At 65.7% G+C, this 18,676-nt stretch carries 16 protein-coding genes; 9 read left to right on the plus strand and 7 right to left on the minus strand.

Going from position 1 to position 18,676, the window contains the following annotated elements; all coding sequences use genetic code 11:
- The first annotated feature begins 4 nt into the window (after positions 1–4).
- On the plus strand, positions 5–1,468 hold the full coding sequence (locus tag D618_RS0102660) for an NAD(P)/FAD-dependent oxidoreductase (protein WP_017669937.1): 1,464 nt from the start codon (positions 5–7) through the stop codon (positions 1,466–1,468).
- Positions 1,455–2,636, plus strand: coding sequence for a serine hydrolase (locus D618_RS0102665; protein WP_017669938.1), 1,182 nt, complete (start codon positions 1,455–1,457; stop codon positions 2,634–2,636). The genes D618_RS0102660 and D618_RS0102665 overlap by 14 nt, the downstream gene beginning before the upstream one ends.
- Before the next feature lie 9 nt (positions 2,637–2,645).
- Here the strand turns inward: D618_RS0102665 and D618_RS0102670 are convergent, their stop codons facing one another.
- A complete protein-coding gene (locus D618_RS0102670; protein ID WP_017669939.1) occupies positions 2,646–3,659 on the minus strand; it encodes a DUF1838 family protein in 1,014 nt (337 codons plus the stop codon).
- Between the two features lie 25 nt (positions 3,660–3,684).
- Positions 3,685–5,187, minus strand: a complete 1,503-nt coding sequence (locus tag D618_RS0102675; RefSeq protein ID WP_026091213.1) for an aldehyde dehydrogenase family protein — start codon at positions 5,185–5,187, stop codon at positions 3,685–3,687.
- Between the two features lie 168 nt (positions 5,188–5,355).
- Here D618_RS0102675 and D618_RS0102680 point away from each other — a divergent pair, with 168 nt between their 5' ends.
- From D618_RS0102680 to D618_RS0102695, 4 genes are read left to right on the plus strand one after another with little or no spacing between them, the layout of a single operon-like run.
- Complete coding sequence (locus D618_RS0102680; protein ID WP_017669941.1) at positions 5,356–6,906, plus strand: FAD-binding oxidoreductase; 1,551 nt, start codon at positions 5,356–5,358, stop codon at positions 6,904–6,906.
- A gap of 31 nt (positions 6,907–6,937) precedes the next feature.
- Positions 6,938–7,852 (plus strand): polysaccharide deacetylase, encoded by a 915-nt coding sequence (locus D618_RS0102685; RefSeq protein WP_017669942.1) that lies wholly within the window; start codon positions 6,938–6,940, stop codon positions 7,850–7,852.
- Entirely contained in the window at positions 7,849–8,997 is a 1,149-nt protein-coding gene (locus D618_RS0102690; RefSeq protein ID WP_017669943.1) for an FAD-dependent monooxygenase, read from the plus strand. Before D618_RS0102685 ends, D618_RS0102690 begins: the two co-directional genes overlap by 4 nt.
- Positions 8,998–9,009: 12 nt before the next feature.
- A complete protein-coding gene (locus D618_RS0102695; protein ID WP_017669944.1) occupies positions 9,010–10,524 on the plus strand; it encodes an aldehyde dehydrogenase family protein in 1,515 nt (504 codons plus the stop codon).
- A gap of 12 nt (positions 10,525–10,536) precedes the next feature.
- Here the strand turns inward: D618_RS0102695 and D618_RS0102700 are convergent, their stop codons facing one another.
- The 3 genes from D618_RS0102700 to D618_RS0102710 all read right to left on the minus strand — a co-directional run bounded on the left by D618_RS0102700 (position 10,537) and on the right by D618_RS0102710 (position 13,825).
- Positions 10,537–11,331, minus strand: coding sequence for a helix-turn-helix domain-containing protein (locus tag D618_RS0102700; RefSeq protein ID WP_017669945.1), 795 nt, complete (start codon positions 11,329–11,331; stop codon positions 10,537–10,539).
- Positions 11,332–11,426: 95 nt separating this feature from the next.
- Positions 11,427–12,791 carry an MFS transporter gene (locus tag D618_RS0102705; RefSeq protein ID WP_152414505.1) on the minus strand — a complete coding sequence of 455 codons (1,365 nt, stop codon included), beginning with the start codon at positions 12,789–12,791 and terminating at the stop codon, positions 11,427–11,429.
- Positions 12,788–13,825 carry a DUF1838 family protein gene (locus D618_RS0102710; protein ID WP_017669947.1) on the minus strand — a complete coding sequence of 346 codons (1,038 nt, stop codon included), beginning with the start codon at positions 13,823–13,825 and terminating at the stop codon, positions 12,788–12,790. The genes D618_RS0102705 and D618_RS0102710 overlap by 4 nt, the downstream gene beginning before the upstream one ends.
- A gap of 188 nt (positions 13,826–14,013) precedes the next feature.
- On the opposite strand from D618_RS0102710, the gene D618_RS0102715 reads away from it, so the two are divergent.
- Together D618_RS0102715 and D618_RS0102720 are read left to right on the plus strand one after the other, a co-directional pair.
- A complete protein-coding gene (locus tag D618_RS0102715; RefSeq protein WP_017669948.1) occupies positions 14,014–15,237 on the plus strand; it encodes a class I SAM-dependent methyltransferase in 1,224 nt (407 codons plus the stop codon).
- A gap of 19 nt (positions 15,238–15,256) precedes the next feature.
- Positions 15,257–15,619: a hypothetical protein gene (locus D618_RS0102720; RefSeq protein WP_040370172.1), complete on the plus strand. Its 363-nt coding sequence runs from the start codon at positions 15,257–15,259 to the stop codon at positions 15,617–15,619.
- On the opposite strand, the gene D618_RS0102725 is transcribed toward D618_RS0102720, so the two are convergent.
- Complete coding sequence (locus tag D618_RS0102725; RefSeq protein WP_026091215.1) at positions 15,616–16,500, minus strand: alpha/beta fold hydrolase; 885 nt, start codon at positions 16,498–16,500, stop codon at positions 15,616–15,618. The genes D618_RS0102720 and D618_RS0102725 overlap by 4 nt on opposite strands.
- A 141-nt stretch (positions 16,501–16,641) precedes the next feature.
- Here D618_RS0102725 and D618_RS17485 point away from each other — a divergent pair, with 141 nt between their 5' ends.
- Entirely contained in the window at positions 16,642–17,739 is a 1,098-nt protein-coding gene (locus D618_RS17485; RefSeq protein ID WP_017669951.1) for a DUF3089 domain-containing protein, read from the plus strand.
- On the opposite strand, the gene D618_RS0102735 is transcribed toward D618_RS17485, so the two are convergent.
- Entirely contained in the window at positions 17,740–18,600 is an 861-nt protein-coding gene (locus D618_RS0102735) for a DUF1838 family protein (protein ID WP_081590396.1), read from the minus strand.
- Positions 18,601–18,676: the final 76 nt, after the last annotated feature.

Consider the following 18,676-nt stretch of genomic DNA (forward strand, 5'->3'; position numbering starts at 1 on the left):
CCTTATGTCGCGCCCGATCCTCACCGGCACCCGTCGTACGTTTCTTTCTGGGGCGGGCGCACTGTTTGCCACCTCTGCCGTTGCCAAGCCGGCCAAGGGCGCTGGCCAGCCCGAAAAGCTCGATGTCATCGTGGTGGGCACAGGCCTTGCCGGACTGAACGCGGCGCATGTCCTCGAAAGCCAGGGACTGAACGTCGCGGTGGTCGAGGCGAACGACCGCGTCGGCGGACGGCTGCGCACCGGCCATGCCGAAGGCTATACCGCCGAGCTGGGCGGCAGCGAGGTCGGCCCGCTCTATGGGCGGGTGCGCAACGCCTGCGCGCAGTTCAATGTCGGCCTGACCGAAGATGGCGGCAAGTCGACACCGTTCGTTCTGAACGTCGAGGGGCAGATGGTGCTGCCCAAGGATTGGGCGTCGTCGAACGTCAACCACACCATCGGTGCCGAGCGAGAAATCCTGCCCTTTCTCATCCAGAACCGGCTGTTCTTCGACTGGGTACCCTTCGAGGACCCGGCAGACTGGCTGGAGACGAAATACCACGAACATGACATGTCGGCCGCTGCCTATATGCGCGCCAGGGGCGTGTCGGAAGCGGCGATCCGGCTGGCCGATATCGATCTGAATGGCCCAAGCGTGCATTCGGTCTCTGCGATGAGCATTTTCCGCGATCTGGCGCGGCTGAAGGTGGAAGGTTTCAACGACCCCACCAAGCCGCAATATGGCGCCGGCAACAACAGCAAGCGGCACTATATCGTCGGCGGATCGGACATGCTGCCCAAGGCGATGGCCGCTGCGCTCAAGGGCCGGGTGATGCTGAATTCGCCGGTGTCGGCGATCGACCAGACGGAAGACGAGGTCGAGGTGCGACTGATGGGCGGCGAGCGGATGCGCGCGCGCTTTGTCGTGATGGCCGCTCCGTTCTCGGCGGTGCGCTATATCAACTTCACGCCTGGCCTGCCGACGGCGCAGGCCAACGCGGTACAGGGCGCGATCTATTCGGCCACCACGCAGTTCCACTTCCGCGTGCTGAAACCCTTCTGGGAAGCAGACGGCCTGCCCCCATCGATCTGGTCGGATCGCTTCTTCGAGCGCGCCTTCGTGATGGACAAGGGCGGCGCGCACGGGTCGCTGATCGTCTGGATGAACGGCGATGGTGCAACCCGGCTCGATGCGATGGACCTGCCGACGCAGCGCGCCTTCATCATGGCGGAGCTCGCCGCCGCGCGGCCCTCGACCGCAGGCGCGCTGGAGCCGCTGTTCGAATACAGCTGGGAGCGCAACCCGTTCGTCGGCGGTAACAAGCATTGCTTTGCTGCAGGCCAGGTCAAGATGTTCGCCAGGGAAATGGCGCTGCCGCATGGCCGCGTGCATTTTGCCGGAGAGCATCTGCGGCGGATGGAGCCGGGCATGGAATCGGCAATGGAAACAGCGGAGATTGCGGCGCTTGAAATCCTTGAACGCGCATAAGGCCTTCGCGGCGCTGGCCCTGCTGGCCATTGCGACAGCGGCGACGCCGGAGAACGATGCGACCTATCGCGCGCGCTTTGCCGCGTTCATGGCGAACCCTGCGCAGTTCGATTACAGCCCGATGGAAGCGGTGCCCGGCGCCCCGCGTCTGCGCCCCCTGGTCGCGGCGCGGACCTCCGGCATCACCGCTGCCGCGCTGGACGAGGCGGCACGCTATGCCGAGGCCAACCGGTCGAGCGCGTTGCTCGTCTGGCGCGATGGCAGGCTGGAGGCCGCGCGCTATTTCGGCAGCACCACGCGCGATACGCCGCTGGTGGCCAAGTCGCTCGCCAAGCCGCTGACCGCGATCGCGATCGGCCGCGCGATCATGCTGGGCAGGATCAAGGGGCTCGATCAGCCGATCGCCGATTTCATTCCCGAACTGGCGGGCACGCCCAAGGCGGCTATCCGGGTGCGGCATCTGCTCGACATGCGCTCTGGCCTGCTTGACCAGGGCTATTCGCCCGACCCCGACCACCCCTGGAACCGCGCGTATCTGGACCCGGATCACGGCAATTACATCGTCAGCAGCTATCCGCTGACCGATCCACCGGGCACGCGCTATGCCTATGCCAATGCGCCGAGCGAGCTGGTCGCGCTGGTCATCGAGCGCGCGACCGGACGGCGCTATTCGGAGTTCATCAGCACCGAAGTGCTCGCGCCTCTGGGCGCTGCGGGCGGAGAGGTGTGGATCAACCGGCCGCAGGGCCTCGCGCATTCGGGCTGCTGCATCACGCTGCCCGCCGAGACCTGGATGAAGCTCGCGATCCTGCTGCTCGATGACGGCAAGGCCGACGGCACGCGCCTGCTGCCCAAGGGCTATGTCCGCGCGATGCGCACCGGCACGCCGCAGAACCCCAATTTCGGCCTCGGTATCTGGCTGGGCGAGCCCTATCGCGAGCGGCGCGGCTTCGGCGCACCGCGCACGTTGGGACCACAGGTGCTGCATTCGGAACCCTATCTCGACCCCGAGACGTTCCTGTTCGACGGCAACAGCAATCAGACGGTGCATATCAGCCCGCGCCACCGGCTGATCGTGCTGCGCATGGGCGAAACCCCGCCCAAGACCCCGGAATGGGACAACGCGAAGCTGCCCAACCTGCTGATCCGGGGTCTCAAGGCGCGCTGACCTGAGCGCCTATTTCTTGTGGATATACCCTGCGGTTTCGGGCGGAACCTGCTCGGCATAATGTTCAAGCGTACCGATGACGCCAAGGTCCGGGCCGTCCTGCGGCTCTTCGAACAGATCGGGCCGATCGCGTTCGACGCGCTTGCGCACTGCGACGGGTACATCGTCCATGCCGCCGGTGATCTTGTAGGTATGCATCCGCCCCATCAGCACGCCATCGACCCCGCTCTGCCCCATCTTCATCCACGGCCACCACGGTGCCTGGCGCATGAAGCCGCCGGTATAAGGGGCAGACGCCACGTCGCGGTCGTCGATCGCCGCGCGCGGCGTGAACAGCGTGAAATGCTCGGACGGGTTGACGCGGGCACCGGTCGAAGCCTTGGGCCAGCCTGCGGGCGTCACCGGATTGGTGTATTCGTGCGCATAATCCCAGCCCAGCAGATACTGGTCGCCGATCGCCTGCCAGGGCAAGCGATAGGGCTCGCCTGCGCCGCCCCCCTTCTTCTCCCCGGCGCCGATGTCGTTGTTGACCGTCTCACCATCGCCGACCTTGAACACCTTGCGGGTGAGGCCCAGCGTGCCGCGAAACTTGTCGTTGAGGAAGTTGAACACCTCCACCCGCTCACCGGTCCACGGATTGTCCCAGTGATCGAGGATCTCGCCGGTCGCAAGGTCGGTGAAATAGCCGCATTCCTTGCCGATCACGCGCACGCTGCCGTCGGGCTGGATGGCGTTGCGGATGTTGCCGAAGCCGCAATAGCCGAACACAGGCTTGGCGCGGTTGGCGCCGACGATGGCATATTGCACGCCCTGATAACCCGAGAGCACTGCCTTGTCGCCGATCGTGCCCCACATCTTGGCGAAGCCGTAAAGGTTTTCGCGCGGGTCCATGATGTCGAGCGGGCGGATATTGCCGCCCTTGGCCAAGGCCACGCCGGGCAACGCCGCTGCGCTCGCCAGCCCCGCCATTCCGCCAAACAGCGTCCGGCGCGAAATGCTCGCGCACACCGATTCATAGATCATCGCATTGTCCTTTGGTGGGCGGCGGTCAGATGACCGCGCAGACGGTTTTCCATTCGAGATAGCTGTCGAGCGCGGCGCGGCCGCTGTCGCGGCCATGGCCCGATTGCTTGATGCCGCCGATCGGCAGCGCCGCGTCGTACATCAGGTGGCAGTTGATCCAGACCGTGCCCGCCTCGATTGCATCGGCCATGCGGTGCGCGTGGCTGAGCGATTGCGTCCAGACGCTGGCGGCAAGCCCGTAATCGCTGTCGTTGGCTGCCGCGATCACCGCATCGGCGTCGTCGAATTCCTGCGCGACCAGCACCGGCCCGAACACCTCTTCGCGCACGATCGGCATGTCGGGGGTGACATCGGTGATCACCGTGGGCTGCATGAACGTGCCCGCATCGCCAAAGCGTTCGCCGCCAGTGAGCACCGTTGCCCCGCCATCGCGCGCGGCCTGGACGAAGCCCTCGACCCGCTCGGCTTGCAGCCGCGACACCAGCGGCCCCATCTGCGTTGCGGGATCAAGCCCGTGCCCGGCCACCAGCCCCTGCGCATAGGCAGCGACGCCCTTGAGCAGCGCATCCCGAATCGCGCTGTGCACATACAACCGCGATCCCGCGACGCACACCTGGCCGCCGTTGAAGAAGATCGCGTTGGCAACGCCGGGGATGGCAAGGTCGAGATCGGCATCGGGCATCACGATCATCGGCGACTTGCCGCCGAGCTCGAGGCTGACCCGCTTCAAATTGCCCTTCGCGGCATCGATGATCGCACGACCCGTCTGGGTAGAACCGGTGAACGCGATCTTGTCGACCTTGGGGTGCGCCGCGAGCGCCGCCCCCGCCTCTCCGCCCAGCCCGGTGACGATGTTGAGCACGCCAGCGGGAACGCCCGCCTCCATCAGCAGTTCGCCCAGCCGCAGCGCCGAGAGCGAGGTGTTCTCCGCCGGCTTGAGCACGATGGTGCAGCCCGCCGCCAATGCAGGCGCGAGCTTCATCGCGGTCAGCACAAGCGGCGAGTTCCAAGGCACGATCGCGCCGACCACGCCCACGGGCTCGCGCTTTGTCCAGGTCGCCATCTTCTTGCCCGCAGGCTGGTAATCGATCGACGATTCGATCGTCTGGCCCTCGATCGCCATCGCCTGGCCTGCGAAAAAGCGGAACTGGTTGACCGCGCCAGGGATCTCCGCCCAGCGCCCAACGAACAGCGGCTTGCCCTGATCGAGCGTCTCGATCTCGGCGAGCTCGTCAATATGCGCCTCGATCAGGTCGGCAGCCGCCCACAGAATCTTCGCGCGACCCAGCGGCGTCGTCGCCTTCCACCCGGCCAGCGCCGCGCGCGCCGCTGCGACCGCCGCATTGATCTCGGCTACCCCGCCGCGCGGCAGCACGCCGATCTGTTCGCCCAAAGCCGGGTCGAGCGTCGCGAAAGTCTCGCCCCCCTCGCCCGACCATTCACCATCGATCAGCAACCCCTGCCCTTGGCCTCTGCGGGCGAGAAAGGCGGTGACGCTGGGGGAAAGCGGGGGTCGGGCAAAGGCCATGCGGATGAAACTCCATCTATCTGTGTAGGACGCTAGAAAATCGCGCTCGCCATGTCATCATTTCGAGGCCATCAACCGCAAGGCGGATAGATCGGCAATGGCCCGTGTCGGCCAGACCATCAACATGGTCGAACGACAGCGGACCAGCCAGGGAGCCACGGACTGTTTATGGGGGATGAAATCACCGGTTTGCCGCAGGCACTGGCGCGTGCGCTTGGGGCGGCCCAGGTGCTGACCGGGCCGGACCAGCTGGCCTTCTATTCGCACGACGTCTTTACCCAGGGCGCAGAGGCTCTGTGCATCGTACGGCCTGTCGATATCGCAGGCGTACAGGCGGCAGCGCGGCTGTGCGCCGAGGCGAGGGTCGCGATGGTCCCGCGCGGCGGCGGCGCCTCCTATTCGGATGGCTATCTGACCGATCGCCCGCATGTGCTGTTCGATCTCTCCGCGCTGCAGACCATCGACATCGATACCGCCAACGCCTGCGTCCGCGTTGGTGCAGGCGTAATCTGGGCGGCGCTCAAGGCCGCGCTCGATCCGCTTGGTTTGCGCACGCCCTTCTGGGGCCCGTTCTCGGGGATTGCCGCGACCGTCGGCGGCAGCATGAGCCAGAACACGATCAGCCATGGCAGCGGCGCGCACGGCATCTCCGCGCAATCTTTGATCGGGATGGAAGTCGTCCTCGCCGATGGCAGCGTGATGAACACCGGCGTCAGCAACGCCACCCGCCACTATGGCCCTGACATGACCGGGCTGTTCACTGGCGATTGCGGGGCGCTGGGCCTCAAGGTCGCGATCACGCTGCCGTTGATCGCCACGCGCCCCGCGCACGACACCGCCAGCTTCGCCTTTGCCGATTTCGCCAGCTATCACCGTTCGGTGAGCGCCATCGCGCGTGAGGGACTGGACGAGAACCATTTCAGCATCGATCAGGCTCTGTCGCAGGGCCAGATCGCGCGATCCGAAGGGACGGCTGCGCGGCTGAACATTGCGCGCAACGTGATGCGCGCTGCACCCAACCCTGTCTCGGGCCTGCTCCAGCTGGGCAAGATGGCGCTGGCAGGCGAAGCCGAAATGCGCGAGGCCCAGTACAGCTGCCATGTCATCGTCGAGGGCGTCGACAAGGCCGATGTCGCGTCGCGCCTGAGCCGCATCCGCACGCTGATGACCGCCGAGGGGCAGGAAATCGCCGACACCGCCGCCGCGTTCGTGCGCTCGATGCCGTTTGCGCCGCTGTTCAACGTGCTGGGGCCGAAGGGCGAACGCTGGGTGCCGCTGCACGGCATCTTTTCGCACACCGCTGCCGACACCTTTCACGATGCCTTCACGAAGTTCCTCGACCAGCAAAAGGCCGAGATGGACCGCCATGGCCTGTGGACCGGCACGATGTTCAGCTCCATCGGCGGGCATGGCTTGCTCTACGAGATCGCGATCTACTGGCCCGATGCGGTGACGCCGTATCACCGCGAAGTGCTGGGCGCAGACTATCTGGCGACGATCCCGTCCTATCCCGACAATCCGCAAGCGCGCGCCTATGCGCACAGGTTCAAGGCGGATCTGGTTGACCTGATGCAGGCGCATGGCGCTGCCCACTTCCAGATCGGGCGGGCCTATCCGTATCTCGAGCGGCTGGACCCTTCGGCGCGCGCGCTGATACAGGCGACCAAGGCCGCGCTCGACCCGCACAACCTGATGAACCCCGGCGTGCTGGGGCTCTGATCCTCCCTCAAGCCATTCGCAAAGGCAGACGATGGACTACGACTATATCCCGCTCCCCCAGCGCCAGCCGCTGAAATGGCCTAATGGTGCGCGGGTCGCGCTGATCCTGACCTTCAACCTAGAAACCTGGGACCTCACCAAGGATACCGACAAGCCCTATTATGCCGGCGGGCCTGCGATCCTGCCCGATGTGCTGCCCGGCAACACGCCCGATTTCCCCAATTTCACCTGGCGCGAATATGGCCAGCGCGTCGGCATCTGGCGCCTGTTCGAGCTGTTCGACCAGCTGGGCGCCAAGGCGAGCTGCACCACCAACGCGGTGACCTTCCAGCGGCGCAAGGCAATGACCGATGCGGTGCTGGAGCGCGGCTGGGAGCTGCTGACGCACAACTGGGAACAGGGCGAATTGCTCACCAACTTCGCGCACCAGCCCGAAAAGGAGCGCGACATCATCCTGCGCTCGCTTGCCGAGTTCGAGAAGCACACCGGGCGCAAGTCCAAGGGCTGGCTGTCGAGCTCGCTGCGCGGGACGATGCAGACGGCGGACATCCTCGCCGAGCAGGGCTGCACCTTCTACTGCGACATCATGAACGACGATCAACCGTACCTGCTGCGCACGCCCAACGGGCCGATCGTGTCGGTCCCCTATTCCAACGAGATCAACGACTTCACCTTCATCACCCGCAAGAACTTCACCACCGATCAGTTCGCGCAGGCGCTGATCGAGGAGCTCGACGTGCTGCATGAGGAAGGCGCGACGACGGGCCGGATCATGAATGTCGGGCTGCACCCGCATGTCTCGGGCCGGGCGCACCGCATCCGCGCGATCCGCGAGTTCATCCAGCATGCGCAATCACTCCCCGGCGTGTGGTGGGCGACGCGCGAGGAAATCGCCGCCTGGTATCTGGAAAACCACGAAAGCCACATTCCGGGGCAGCTGGGATGAGCAAGCCTGCGATCCTGATTGTCGGCGGCGGTATCGGCGGGCTGACGGCAGCCGCCGGGCTCGCACAGGCGAGCTTCCCCGTCACGGTGCTCGAAGCCGCCCCCGAATTCGGCGAGATCGGCGCGGGCGTGACATTGTCGCCCAACGCCATGCGCGGGTTCGATTTCACCGGCTGCATGGAGCAAGTCGCCGCCGCCGGCGTCGAGCCCAAGCGCCAGCGCATCCAGCACTGGCAGGATGGCCGCGCGCTGCTGACGCTCGAACGCGCCGATGCCCGCGAGAAGTACGGCGCGCCCTATGTCTATATCCACCGCGCCGATCTGCACGCGATCCTGGTCGAGACCGCGCGCAAGGCGGGTGTAAAGTTGCGCTCGGGCGCGGCTGTCGTTTCCAGCGAGGGCACAAGCGTGACGCTCGCCAATGGCGACACGGTGTACGGCGATGTGCTGATCGGCGCCGATGGCCTCAAGTCCGCGATCCGCGACCGGTTCGAGCCGGTGAAGGCGCACTTCACCGGCCATGTCGCCTGGCGCGCCGTCGTTCCGGTGACAGAGGCGCTGCGCCCGCTGGTTGACTGGCCCGGCATCCATATCGGACCCGGCAAGATGATCACGCGTTACCCGGTGCGCGGATCGACCTTGCTCAACATGGTGTTCTTCGCGCGGCAGGGCGGCTGGCAGGACGAAGGCTGGACCATTCCTGCAAGGCCGGGCGAACTGCGCGCGCTTTATGCCGACTGGGAACCCGCCGTTCAGGCGATGATCGCAGCGGCCGAAGCGGTGCCGCACTTCCGCTGGGCCCTGAACGCGCGCCAGCCGCTGAGCAGCTGGATCGTTGATGAGCGCGTCACCCTGCTGGGCGATGCGGCGCATGCGATGACGCCCTTCCTGGGGCACGGTGCGGCGTGCGCGATCGAGGACGCGGTGGTACTGGCGCGTGCGATGACGGCCAGCGCAACACCCGAGGAGGGCCTGCAGCGCTATCAGGCGGCGCGGATCGAACGCACCACCTTCATCCAAGCCGAATCCAACGCCAATGCCGACCGGATGCAAGGGCAGGACACCGACCTGTTCGGCCTTGGCGAGCTGCGCAATGAAGAGAGCCTGGGCCTGTTCGATTATGACTGCCGCACGGTTGCGGTTTGAGGATATTGATTGATGACCACCGCTCCCCAGCCCTTTGACGGCCACCCGGTCTGTGACGCCACCCGCGCCTTTCTGACGCGCGACCACCTGTTGTTCATCGACGGCGCGTGGCGTAATGCCAGCAGCGAGGGCCGGATGGAAACGCGTGACCCTGCAACCGGTCTGGTGGCGGCGCGATTTGCGGTTGGCGCGGCGGCCGACGTCAACGCCGCCGTGGCCGCTGCGCGCAACGCCTTTGATGGCGGCTGGGTGCGCTCGCAGCCAACCACGCGGGCAGCCCTGCTGCGCAAGCTGGCCGACCTGATGCAGCGCGATGCGCAGATGCTGGCAGAGCTGGAGGTCATCGATAGCGGCATGCCGCTGTTCATCGCCAGCCTGACGGTGAGCAACTGCGTCGAGATGCTGCAATATTATGCCGGGCTCGCCGGCACGATCGAGGGTACCACCACCACGCCGCCAGCGCATGTCACGATGGACGCCGAGGCGATCACCTACACACTGCGCGAACCGGTCGGCGTGGCTGCACACATCATCCCCTGGAACGTGCCGCTGTCGATGGCAGTGCTCAAGCTTGCGCCTGCGCTGGCGGCGGGGTGCACCAATATCGTCAAGCCCAGCGAGGAAACGCCGCTCACCGCGCTCGCGCTCGCCGATCTCATCGCCGAGGCGGGCTTTCCGGCCGGCGTGGTCAACATCGTCAACGGCACCGGCGCCAGTGTCGGCGCGGCGCTGGCCGGGCATCCGGGCATCGACAAGGTGGCGTTTACCGGATCGACCGCGACCGGACGGCGGATCGTCGAGGCGGCCTTGGGCAACCTCAAGAAGGTCACGCTGGAGCTGGGCGGCAAATCCCCTGTCGTGGTGATGCCCGATGCGGACCTTGCGATCACCATCCCGGGCGTTGCCATGGCGACCTATTTCCTGGCCGGGCAGAACTGCATGGCAGGCACGCGCATCTTCGCGCACGCCGACATCTACGACGCGCTGATCGAGGGACTGGTGGCGTTCTCGCAAAATATGGTCGTCGATCATGGCCTCGCCCCCGGCTGCCAGATCGGCCCGATGGTGTCGCCGGCGCATGGTGCCAAGGTAATGGGCTACATCGCGCGCGGGCTCAGCGAGGGCGCTACACTGCGCACAGGCGGGCAGCGCCTGGATCGCCCCGGCACCTTCATCGCGCCCACCATCTTCACCGCCACCACCCCGGACATGGGGATTGTGCGCGACGAGATCTTCGGCCCCGTCATGGCCGTGCAGCGCTTCGAAACGCTGGATGTCGACGAGATCGCGGCGATGGCCAACAACTCGCCTTACGGCCTGTCGGGCAGCGTGTGGACGACATCGCTGTCCGCCGCGCACAAGATCGCCGCGCGCATCCGGTCAGGCCATGTCTCGATCAACTGCCATGGCGCGGTCGCGCACAACATTCCGTTCGGCGGCTATGGCCAGTCGGGCTGGGGTCGCGAGTTCGGGCGCGAAAGCCTGGACAATTACCTGGAGACCAAGGCCGTTACCGCCAGACTGTGACAGGAACCGCCTTTAGGCGGCGACTGGCTCCGCCATCGCCTTGTCGAGCGCATCGCCGATGGCGCGGGCGGTGGCCAGCATCTCGGGCAGATAGCTTTCCAGCGCGCTCTCCAGCTTGAGCGCCGAGGCGAAGAACACCAGGGTCATCGCCGCCTCGAACCGGCCCTGCTTGAAGATGGGCACGGCGATCGACGAGGTCTTGCCCGGCGTGTGGTTGAAATAGTTGCGCCCCTGCACCGCATAGCCACGCGCGCGGATGCCCTCCGCATTCAGGGCCAGCTCAGCGGCGGCGAGATAGTTCGAATCGATATCCTGGTCGGCGCGCATCCATTTGAGGATCTGCAGACGCTCGTCATCATCGGCATAGGCCATCGACAGCTTGCCCGATGCACTGTCGAGCAGCGGCAGCGTGAAGCCGGGGTAATATTGCGCGAAGGTGAGCGAGGTGTTGGCGTGCGTCGAATCGCACAGCATCATGTTTTTGCCGACGCGGATGGCGATCGAGACCGGCCAGCCGACCTTGCGGGTCAGCTCGACAATCGGCGCGCGTGCCGCTTCCACCAATATCCCGTCCTGCTGGTATCCGCTCGACAGGCTCTGCACCAGCAAAGTGGGGCGATAGCGTTTGCGCGCAGGCTCCTGCTCGATCAGGCCTTCGTACAGCAAGGTCTGCACGATCCGGTGCGCGGTAGGATACGGCACGTTGGCGGCGCGCGAGATTTCCATCATCGTCATCGACCGGTTGCGGTTGATCGCCTTGAGCGCGGCAATGGCCCGGCTGAACGACTGGATCGGAACACCCTTCATCTGACAGCTCCCTTTTGCTGCGGGCCGCCCTGATCGGGCGTGCCCTCAGCCGAATGCTGCGTCAAACTATCCGGATGGTGGCTGTTGATCCAGATTTATCCGACTGTCGGATATTTCCGCCCCCAGATGCCGATGATCGCGGCCCCGGTCAGCGTCAGCAGCGGCGGGATCAGCCCGAAGGCCAGGCCGACGCCCAGCACCGCACTCTCGCTCTGCGGCAGGCCCGCCACCGCGCGCGCGGCATCGAAGCCGAAGGCGGAGAGCACGAGGCCCGTGAGCAATGTGCCGCCCAGCGCGAACGCGATCTTGTCCGCCGCGATCCAGGCGGCGGAATACAGGCCGGAATGCTCGGCATCGTCAGCGGCGATGTCAGCCAGCATCGAAAAGCCGATAACGGTCCATCCCGAATTGCCGATGGCGGCGGTAAAGGCGAGCAGATAGGCGACCTCGATCGGCTGGTCGGCCAGCACCAGCCAGACCATGTAGCTCAGCGAATAGATCACGGAGCCTGCGATGAACGCAGCAGGCTTGCCGAAGCGGCCTGCGACCCAGACCCACATCGGTTGCGCGGCGATGATGCCAACACAGGCGCACAGGATGATCACGCCGATCACCTGCAGCGCATCGGTGCGTCCCGACTGATAAGTGAGGAAATAGAGCATGGTCGCATAGCCCATGCCGCTTCCCGTCAGCTGGAGGAAGTTGGCGGCAAACAGGCTGGCGAAGCGGCGTTTGGTGAACAGCCCGCCGATCGCGCCGATCCGCAGCGGCGGCAGCGCAGGACCGCCCTGTGCGCCGTCAGCCTTGCGCCCGATGCCGAAGAACGCCAGCAGCAGCGAAGCCGAGGCGATGACCGACAGCACCATCGCCATCTGCCTGTATCCGCCCGCGCCGCCGCCGAAATGTTCGACCAGCGCCGGGGCGACCGCGCCTGCGGTCAATACGCCCACGGCCGTGAACACCAGTCGCCACGCCATCAGCACGGTACGCTGGCGCTCGTTCGAGGCGAGTTCGCCCGCGATCGCCAGATAGGGAACCGAGAAGGTCGCGAACACCATCATGTAGAGGCTGAAGGTCATCACCACCCAGGCGACGCGCAGCGCGTTACCGTCCTCTGGCACGCGAAACAGCAGGTTGAGCGCGACGGGTGCCAGCACCGCGCCGATCAGCAGCCAGTAGCGGCGCGGCATCCGTGCCTTGAATCGGTCGGACAGCATGCCGGCGGCAAAGTCGCTGCCCACGCCGAACACCAGCTTGGGCAGGAAGATCGCAGCGCCTGCCAGCGCCACATCCATGCCCACGACATTGGTGAGGAAGAACAGCAGCAGCAGCGAGGGGATGTCGCGAAAGATCTGCCCCGCGATCTGCCCGACGCCATAGCCCATCTGCCCACCGAGCGAGAGCCGCCCCTCGGCGGTGGGCGGAGCGGCTACCGCCAGGGCTTCCACCGGTGCTGTCACGGACGCGGCGGCGCAGGCGGAAAGCTGGGCGCTGCGGGCGGCTGCGGCGGGGTCCAGCCCTGCGGTACCGGTGCAGGTTTCTGGGTCGACTTGTAGTTTTCAAGGCTGGACAGCGACGGACCATAATCCTCGGTCGGGGCCGTCAGATAGCCCGGATCAATCTTGCGCGCGGCCTCCACCAGATCGGCAGGCAGATCGGCGATCCCATTGGTCATCGTGCCGAAGGAGGCGAAATAGTTGATGAATCCGGGCGCCTGCCCCATCAGCATCCACGGCAGCCACGGCGTGATCCGCGACCAGGTGCCGGTGACCGGGATCGCGGTCAGCTTGCGGTTCTCGATATCCGCCTGCTTCACGAAGAACAGGAAGTGCTCGGACACGCGGTTGAAGGTGCCTGCCGATTCGCGCGGCCAGTCCTTGGGCTGCAGCGAAGCGGGGTAGAACAGGTCGATACCGGTCTCGAGGATCAGCGTGCCATTGGGGCCTTGGCTCCAGTCGAGCAGGAAGGGCTCTGCCGCGCGCTTGTCGGTGTTCAGCCCGCCATAGCTGGGCGGCTGGGGCTTGGTATCGCGGATATCGTAGTTGAACGGATCGTTGGCGATCGGCACCACCTTGACCGTCTCGCCGGTATAGGGGTTCTTCCAGCTGTCCATGATCTTGCCGGTTTCGAGGTCACGGTAGAACACGACCTCCTTCAGCACCCGCCGCCAGTTTCCATCGGGCAGGCGCAGCGTGCGGACGACCGAAAAACCGTCGATCTTGAACAGCGGGCGCACCTTTTCATTGTCGCGCACGCCATAGACGGTGCCGGTGATGCGGCTGACCTTCTGCTTGGTGGTATCGATTTCGCCGTCGATCCGCGCATAGGTATCGCGGTTCCAGACGGGATCCTTGAAATCGACCTTGGAAACAAACTCCGGAGCCTTGGCAGCGAACGCTGGCGCCGCGGTGGCCGAGAGCCCCGCCAGCATCAGCCCACCCGCGACCAGGCCAAGCGACAGCCGTCCGATAAATCCTGAAGCCTTGCGTGCCATCACGTCCTCCTGTTGGCGCTGCGTTATTGCTACAGATTGATGGCAACTGGCCAGCCCCATCGGAACTTGTGCACAACTATCCACGCACCGGATATACCCGGCCAGCCAAGCTTGCCTAAGGACGCCACAATCGGCGACACTGGCGCTGGCCGATCGACCCACCAGGCCGCGAAATGGAGACATGCCTTATGCTCAACTGCTTCCAACAGGCGCACCACGCGATGCTGCCCGTGCCGACGCATGACGAGGCATCGCGCCAGGAATTTGCCAAGAGCCTCAAGGGCTTCATCCAGTCCGGGCTGCTGCCGGGCCTTGCCCCCGTTTATCAGACACGCGCCGCCAAGGCATTCGAGCGCGAGCACGGCCGCAAGCCCGAAGACCGCCGCGATATCCGCACCGCGATGGTGCCCGACCCGTATTTCCAGCTCTATGCCTCGATCAACCGCATCGCGCAGGAGCTGCTGTGGGAAGCGACCAACCTGTCGGTCGAGCGCGAACTGCCCGAACTGATCGCCAAGGCCAAGGAACTGAGCGCCTCGACCAACGCGCAGCTGGTGATGCCCGAGGGCTTCGTAGCCCCGCGCTATGTCACCGCGCTCGACATCCACTGCATGCCGGGCGGCTATGCCAGCGAGGTGTGCGAGGACGACGTCTCGGTCGGCGTGCTCTACGATCGCGGCGTGTTTCTGTATTCGATGGGCTATGGCGGGCCGCACAACGACGACATGGGCCGGTCGGTGTGCAACTATATCAAGCGCAACCGCCCCGATTTCGCGCCGCGCCGTATCCTCGACATGGGCTGCACGGTTGGCCACTCGACCCTGCCGTACAAGGAATATTTCCCTGACGCCGAAGTCTGGGGGATCGACGTCGGCGGCCCGTGCATCCGCTATGCCCATGCCCGCGCGGCAGCTCTGGGGCACGAGGTCAATTTCGCGCAGATGAACGCGGAGGAGACGAGCTTCCCCGACGGCCATTTCGACCTCGTCGTCAGCCATATCCTGCTGCACGAAACCAGCGGCAAGGCGATGCCGCGCATCTTCAAGGAAGCCTATCGCCTGCTCGCTCCGGGCGGGCTGGTGATCCACGCCGATCTGCCGCCGTTCGATCTGATGGACCCGTTCACCCAGTTCATCCTCGACAACGAGACCTGGTACAACAACGAGCCGTTCTGGGGCGCGATGCGCGACATGGACCAGATTGCCTTGTCCGAGGCGGCAGGCTTCCCCAAGGGCGAGACGCGCTTCACCACCGCGCCGATGGCGATCATGGAGTTCATGGGCGATGGCTATGCGGCAGAAGCCACGGAGAGCGTGGCAGATCGCGAATTCACTGCAGGTGAATTTGCCCCCGGCGGCGGTTGGGAAGTGCTGATTGCGCAGAAGCCCGTCGATTTTGCCGCAGCTGCTTGACACCAAGGATTACCGTTTCATGACCGAAGCCACCGACCGCCCACACGTCATCAAGGACGCGAAGGGCAAGCGCCCGCAATTCTACAGCCAGCCGGGAATCGATCAGCTGATGTCGATGGTGATGGTGCTGGCCGGTGAAGTCTGCATGCTTCGCGACCGGATGGACGCGCAGGAGCGGGTCGCCAGGATGCACGGCATCAACCTGGCCGAGGGCATCGACGCGCTGAAGCTCGACGACGACGCGCTGCAGGCGCGCGAGGCCTATCGGCAGGATTTCCTCGACCGGCTGTTCTATCTTGCGCGCAAGGAAGCGAGCGAAGCGGCAGCGCAGGAAAGCGACGAGGCCTATCGCGCGACGATCGCCGATATCGCGGTCAACTAACGCCGCGTCAGCCGTTCTCCGGGCAGCGGTTCGCTGACCAGCCCTTCCAGATAGCTGTGCGCGCCGGGCTCATTGCGCAGCCATGCGCTGATCATCACCCGGCCAAGCTGTGCTGCCGAGCTGAGCTGTGCGGTCTGTTTCGGCCCGGGCAGCTCGGGACGGCAGATCGCTCCGCCGAAATAGTGATCGACGCCATCGAGCACCAGCGCATAGCGGTTACCGCCCGCTGGCGCGGATTCATAGGCCAGCAGGTGGTTTTCCCAGGCGCCGCCGGGCGGAATGTCCGCCGTGCCTGTCTGGATAAGCGCAGGAACCGCCAGCGTCGCATATCCCTTGGCATCGATCAGCGGCGCCATGGCGCCCGGCGGAGAATAAGCGAGCACCAGGGCGGCGCGCGGATCGGCGAGCGGCCCGGCAACGCCCTCGGGCAGCATCGGGGTTGCTCCGCCCAGCGCGAGCGCTGCCAGCGCGCCATAGCTATGCCCGGCAGCGACATAACGCTCTTCGCCCAGCATGGTGGAAAGCGCGCGCAGGTCCTCGATCCGCGCGGCCCAGCTGGCCATTCCGGCAAAGCGGTCATGGTCGGGGTGGTCGGTCGAATCGACATGCAGCGGTGCGATGACGCGAAAGCCTGCGCGCGTCCAATGCGCGAACAACTCGACATATTTCCACGGCGCAGACGCTGCGCCATGGCCGAAGATGATGGTGCCCTTCAAACGATCGGTCGGGTCATAGCGCCACGCGCGGCAGATCCTGCCCGAAGGGAGCGAGACGTCGATGACGGGCGTGCCGCGCAGGGCTGCATGCGCAGGCGCACAGGCCGCAGCCCCTAGCGCGAGGGCAGAGCCGACGAACATCCGGCGGGAAAGAGCATCGGTCATATCGATATCCAATCAGTCGTCATGAAACGCGACCATTGTGCTTGGCGTTTCGTCCACCGTGCGGATAGTCTGCGCGCCGCTTCGCCCCGAAGCGCGTTTTGGCGGGACGATCATGGCTTACAGGCAGCATCAGGAACAGTCATGATGAAGAACCGCATCGCCCTTTGCGCGCTGGCGCTGATGTCCGGCACGATCGCGCTCGCGCAGGCACCACAGCCGTCGCCTCCGCCGCCCCCCGCGTTCGCCAGCCAGACCCCTGCCCCCGCGCCCGATTACGCGCAAGACAGCGCCTGGGCCGCGCTGCCCGGCATCGCAGGCCCGGCGCAGACCGTGCCGCAGGGTCACAAGGCGGTCACCGGCATGCAGGGTGTCGATGTGTTCTACGTCCACCCCACCACCTACCGAACCCCCGATCGCTGGAACGCCGACCCCGCCGATGCGACGGTCAACGCCTGGACCGATGCCAGCGTGATCGCGCGGCAGGCGGCGGTTTTCAACGCCTGCTGCAACATCTTTGCCCCGCGCTATCGCCAGGCCTCGTTCCTCGCGACGCGCGACCGCTTCATGGAGGGCGATGGCGGAAAGGCCTATGCGCTGGCGTACTCCGATGTGCTCGCCGCGTTCGACCAGTGGCAGGCCACACGCAACGCTGGCCGCCCGTTCATCCTTGCAGGCCACAGCCAAGGCGGCGAAATGCTGATGCGGCTGCTCGCGGACCGGATCGACGACACGCCGCTGCAGAAACGGATGGTCGCGGCCTATGCGATCGGCATCGATTTTTCGGTTGGCTCTTTCGGTACCCGCTATCGGACGCTCAAGCCCTGCGACACCCCGGTGCGCACCGGCTGCGTGCTCGCCTGGAACGCGGTGACGCCTGAGGCCGATCTCAAGATGCTGGGCGGGTTTGCCGGAGCGCGTTTCGTGCATATCCAGGGGCGCGAGGAAGGCAGAGAGCCGCTCTGCATCAACCCGCTGACCTTCGACATGGCCAGGCCCGCCGCGAGACGCTCGGCTTCGAAGGGTGCGGTTCCGGGTGAGCCCGGCGAAGGCCCGGTACGTGCGCCCGTCGCGGGGAAGGTATCCGCACGCTGCGACAGCGGCTTTCTGGTGGTCGATGCCGACCCCGCGCTGGAGCTCAAGGCGTTGCCCGGCGGTAGCCTGCATTACCACGAATACGGGCTGTTCTACGCCAACATCCAGGCCAATGTCGCCCGGCGGATCAAGGCCATGCGGCGCTGATCAGGCCTTGGCATCCCAGAGCGGCGCGAGCAGCGACGCCGGGTCCTTGAACACCTCGGGCCGCCGTGCCTCAGTCGCTTCGAGCCAGGCAGGCGGCATCGAATCGCGGGTGGCATTCTGGCGACCCACGCCACTGGCGGTCAGATGGCCGGGATGGTCGCCCATTTCCAGCCACGGCCGCCAAGAGACGACATTGGTATAGCTGACGTTCGAGGTCACGCGCGTGGCCCCGGGCCGTTGCAGATCGCTCGCCTGCGCATGCATCACGGTGCTGTCGGAATAGCGGAACGGCCTGGCCGCACCGGGAAAGCTCGCGGCGGACCGGATGCGCTCGGTCACCCAGACGTCGTTGCCGCGCGTCACGATGGGGAGCACCTCGTGCTCCAGCTGCAGCCCCGGCATTTCCTTGGGCAGATGAAACGACAGGTCCTTGCCGAACCGCGTCGAGGAGGGCGCAAAGCCGCCGCTGGGGATCTTGCAATCCTTGTTGGTATAGGGATTGCGGAAGGTATCGAGCGCCTTGCCGGTCGCAATGTCGGTGAACCAGGCGAGTTCGAACGTCACCTGCTGGTACGAGCCGTCGGCCAGCGCGCGGGTGCGCGAGAACACCGCAGAAACCACGTTGAACAGCGGGTCCATCCGGTCTTCGACCACGCCATAATAGTTGGCCTGCACCCAGTTGGTGACAAGGTCCTCGTCAAGCGCGCCGCGCATCATCAGGAAGGTGCGCTGGCGTCCCTCCAGGCTGGTCACATCGAGCGAGGAAGCGGTTGCAGCCGAGGCTGCGCGCAGCGAGCCCGGCACCCCCAGCGCAGCTCCGGTGGCCATCATTCCGGCAAGGGCTTCACGGCGTCGGATCATGGCTGGCGGTCCTTGTACTGCAACGGCAGGGATGGAGAAAGACGGTGAGGGCGCGATCCGGTGCGGACCGCGCCCC

Origin of the sequence: Blastomonas sp. AAP53, from assembly GCF_000331245.1 — a bacterium.
Taxonomy (GTDB): Bacteria; Pseudomonadota; Alphaproteobacteria; order Sphingomonadales; family Sphingomonadaceae; genus Blastomonas.

Excerpts from the sequence above, each read along its gene's own strand:
- D618_RS0102685 (WP_017669942.1), top strand. The coding sequence starts at position 6,938 with ATGGACTACGACTATATCCCGCTCCCCCAGCGCCAGCCGCTGAAATGG.
- D618_RS0102690 (WP_017669943.1), top strand. The coding sequence starts at position 7,849 with ATGAGCAAGCCTGCGATCCTGATTGTCGGCGGCGGTATCGGCGGGCTG.
- D618_RS0102695 (WP_017669944.1), top strand. The coding sequence starts at position 9,010 with ATGACCACCGCTCCCCAGCCCTTTGACGGCCACCCGGTCTGTGACGCC.
- D618_RS0102715 (WP_017669948.1), top strand. The coding sequence starts at position 14,014 with ATGCTCAACTGCTTCCAACAGGCGCACCACGCGATGCTGCCCGTGCCG.
- D618_RS0102720 (WP_040370172.1), top strand. The coding sequence starts at position 15,257 with ATGACCGAAGCCACCGACCGCCCACACGTCATCAAGGACGCGAAGGGC.
- D618_RS0102710 (WP_017669947.1), bottom strand. The coding sequence starts at position 13,825 with ATGGCACGCAAGGCTTCAGGATTTATCGGACGGCTGTCGCTTGGCCTG.
- D618_RS0102735 (WP_081590396.1), bottom strand. The coding sequence starts at position 18,600 with ATGATCCGACGCCGTGAAGCCCTTGCCGGAATGATGGCCACCGGAGCT.
- D618_RS0102670 (WP_017669939.1), bottom strand. The coding sequence starts at position 3,659 with ATGATCTATGAATCGGTGTGCGCGAGCATTTCGCGCCGGACGCTGTTT.
- D618_RS0102725 (WP_026091215.1), bottom strand. The coding sequence starts at position 16,500 with ATGACCGATGCTCTTTCCCGCCGGATGTTCGTCGGCTCTGCCCTCGCG.
- D618_RS0102660 (WP_017669937.1), top strand. The coding sequence starts at position 5 with ATGTCGCGCCCGATCCTCACCGGCACCCGTCGTACGTTTCTTTCTGGG.
- D618_RS0102700 (WP_017669945.1), bottom strand. The coding sequence starts at position 11,331 with ATGAAGGGTGTTCCGATCCAGTCGTTCAGCCGGGCCATTGCCGCGCTC.
- D618_RS17485 (WP_017669951.1), top strand. The coding sequence starts at position 16,642 with ATGATGAAGAACCGCATCGCCCTTTGCGCGCTGGCGCTGATGTCCGGC.
- D618_RS0102675 (WP_026091213.1), bottom strand. The coding sequence starts at position 5,187 with ATGGCCTTTGCCCGACCCCCGCTTTCCCCCAGCGTCACCGCCTTTCTC.
- D618_RS0102680 (WP_017669941.1), top strand. The coding sequence starts at position 5,356 with ATGGGGGATGAAATCACCGGTTTGCCGCAGGCACTGGCGCGTGCGCTT.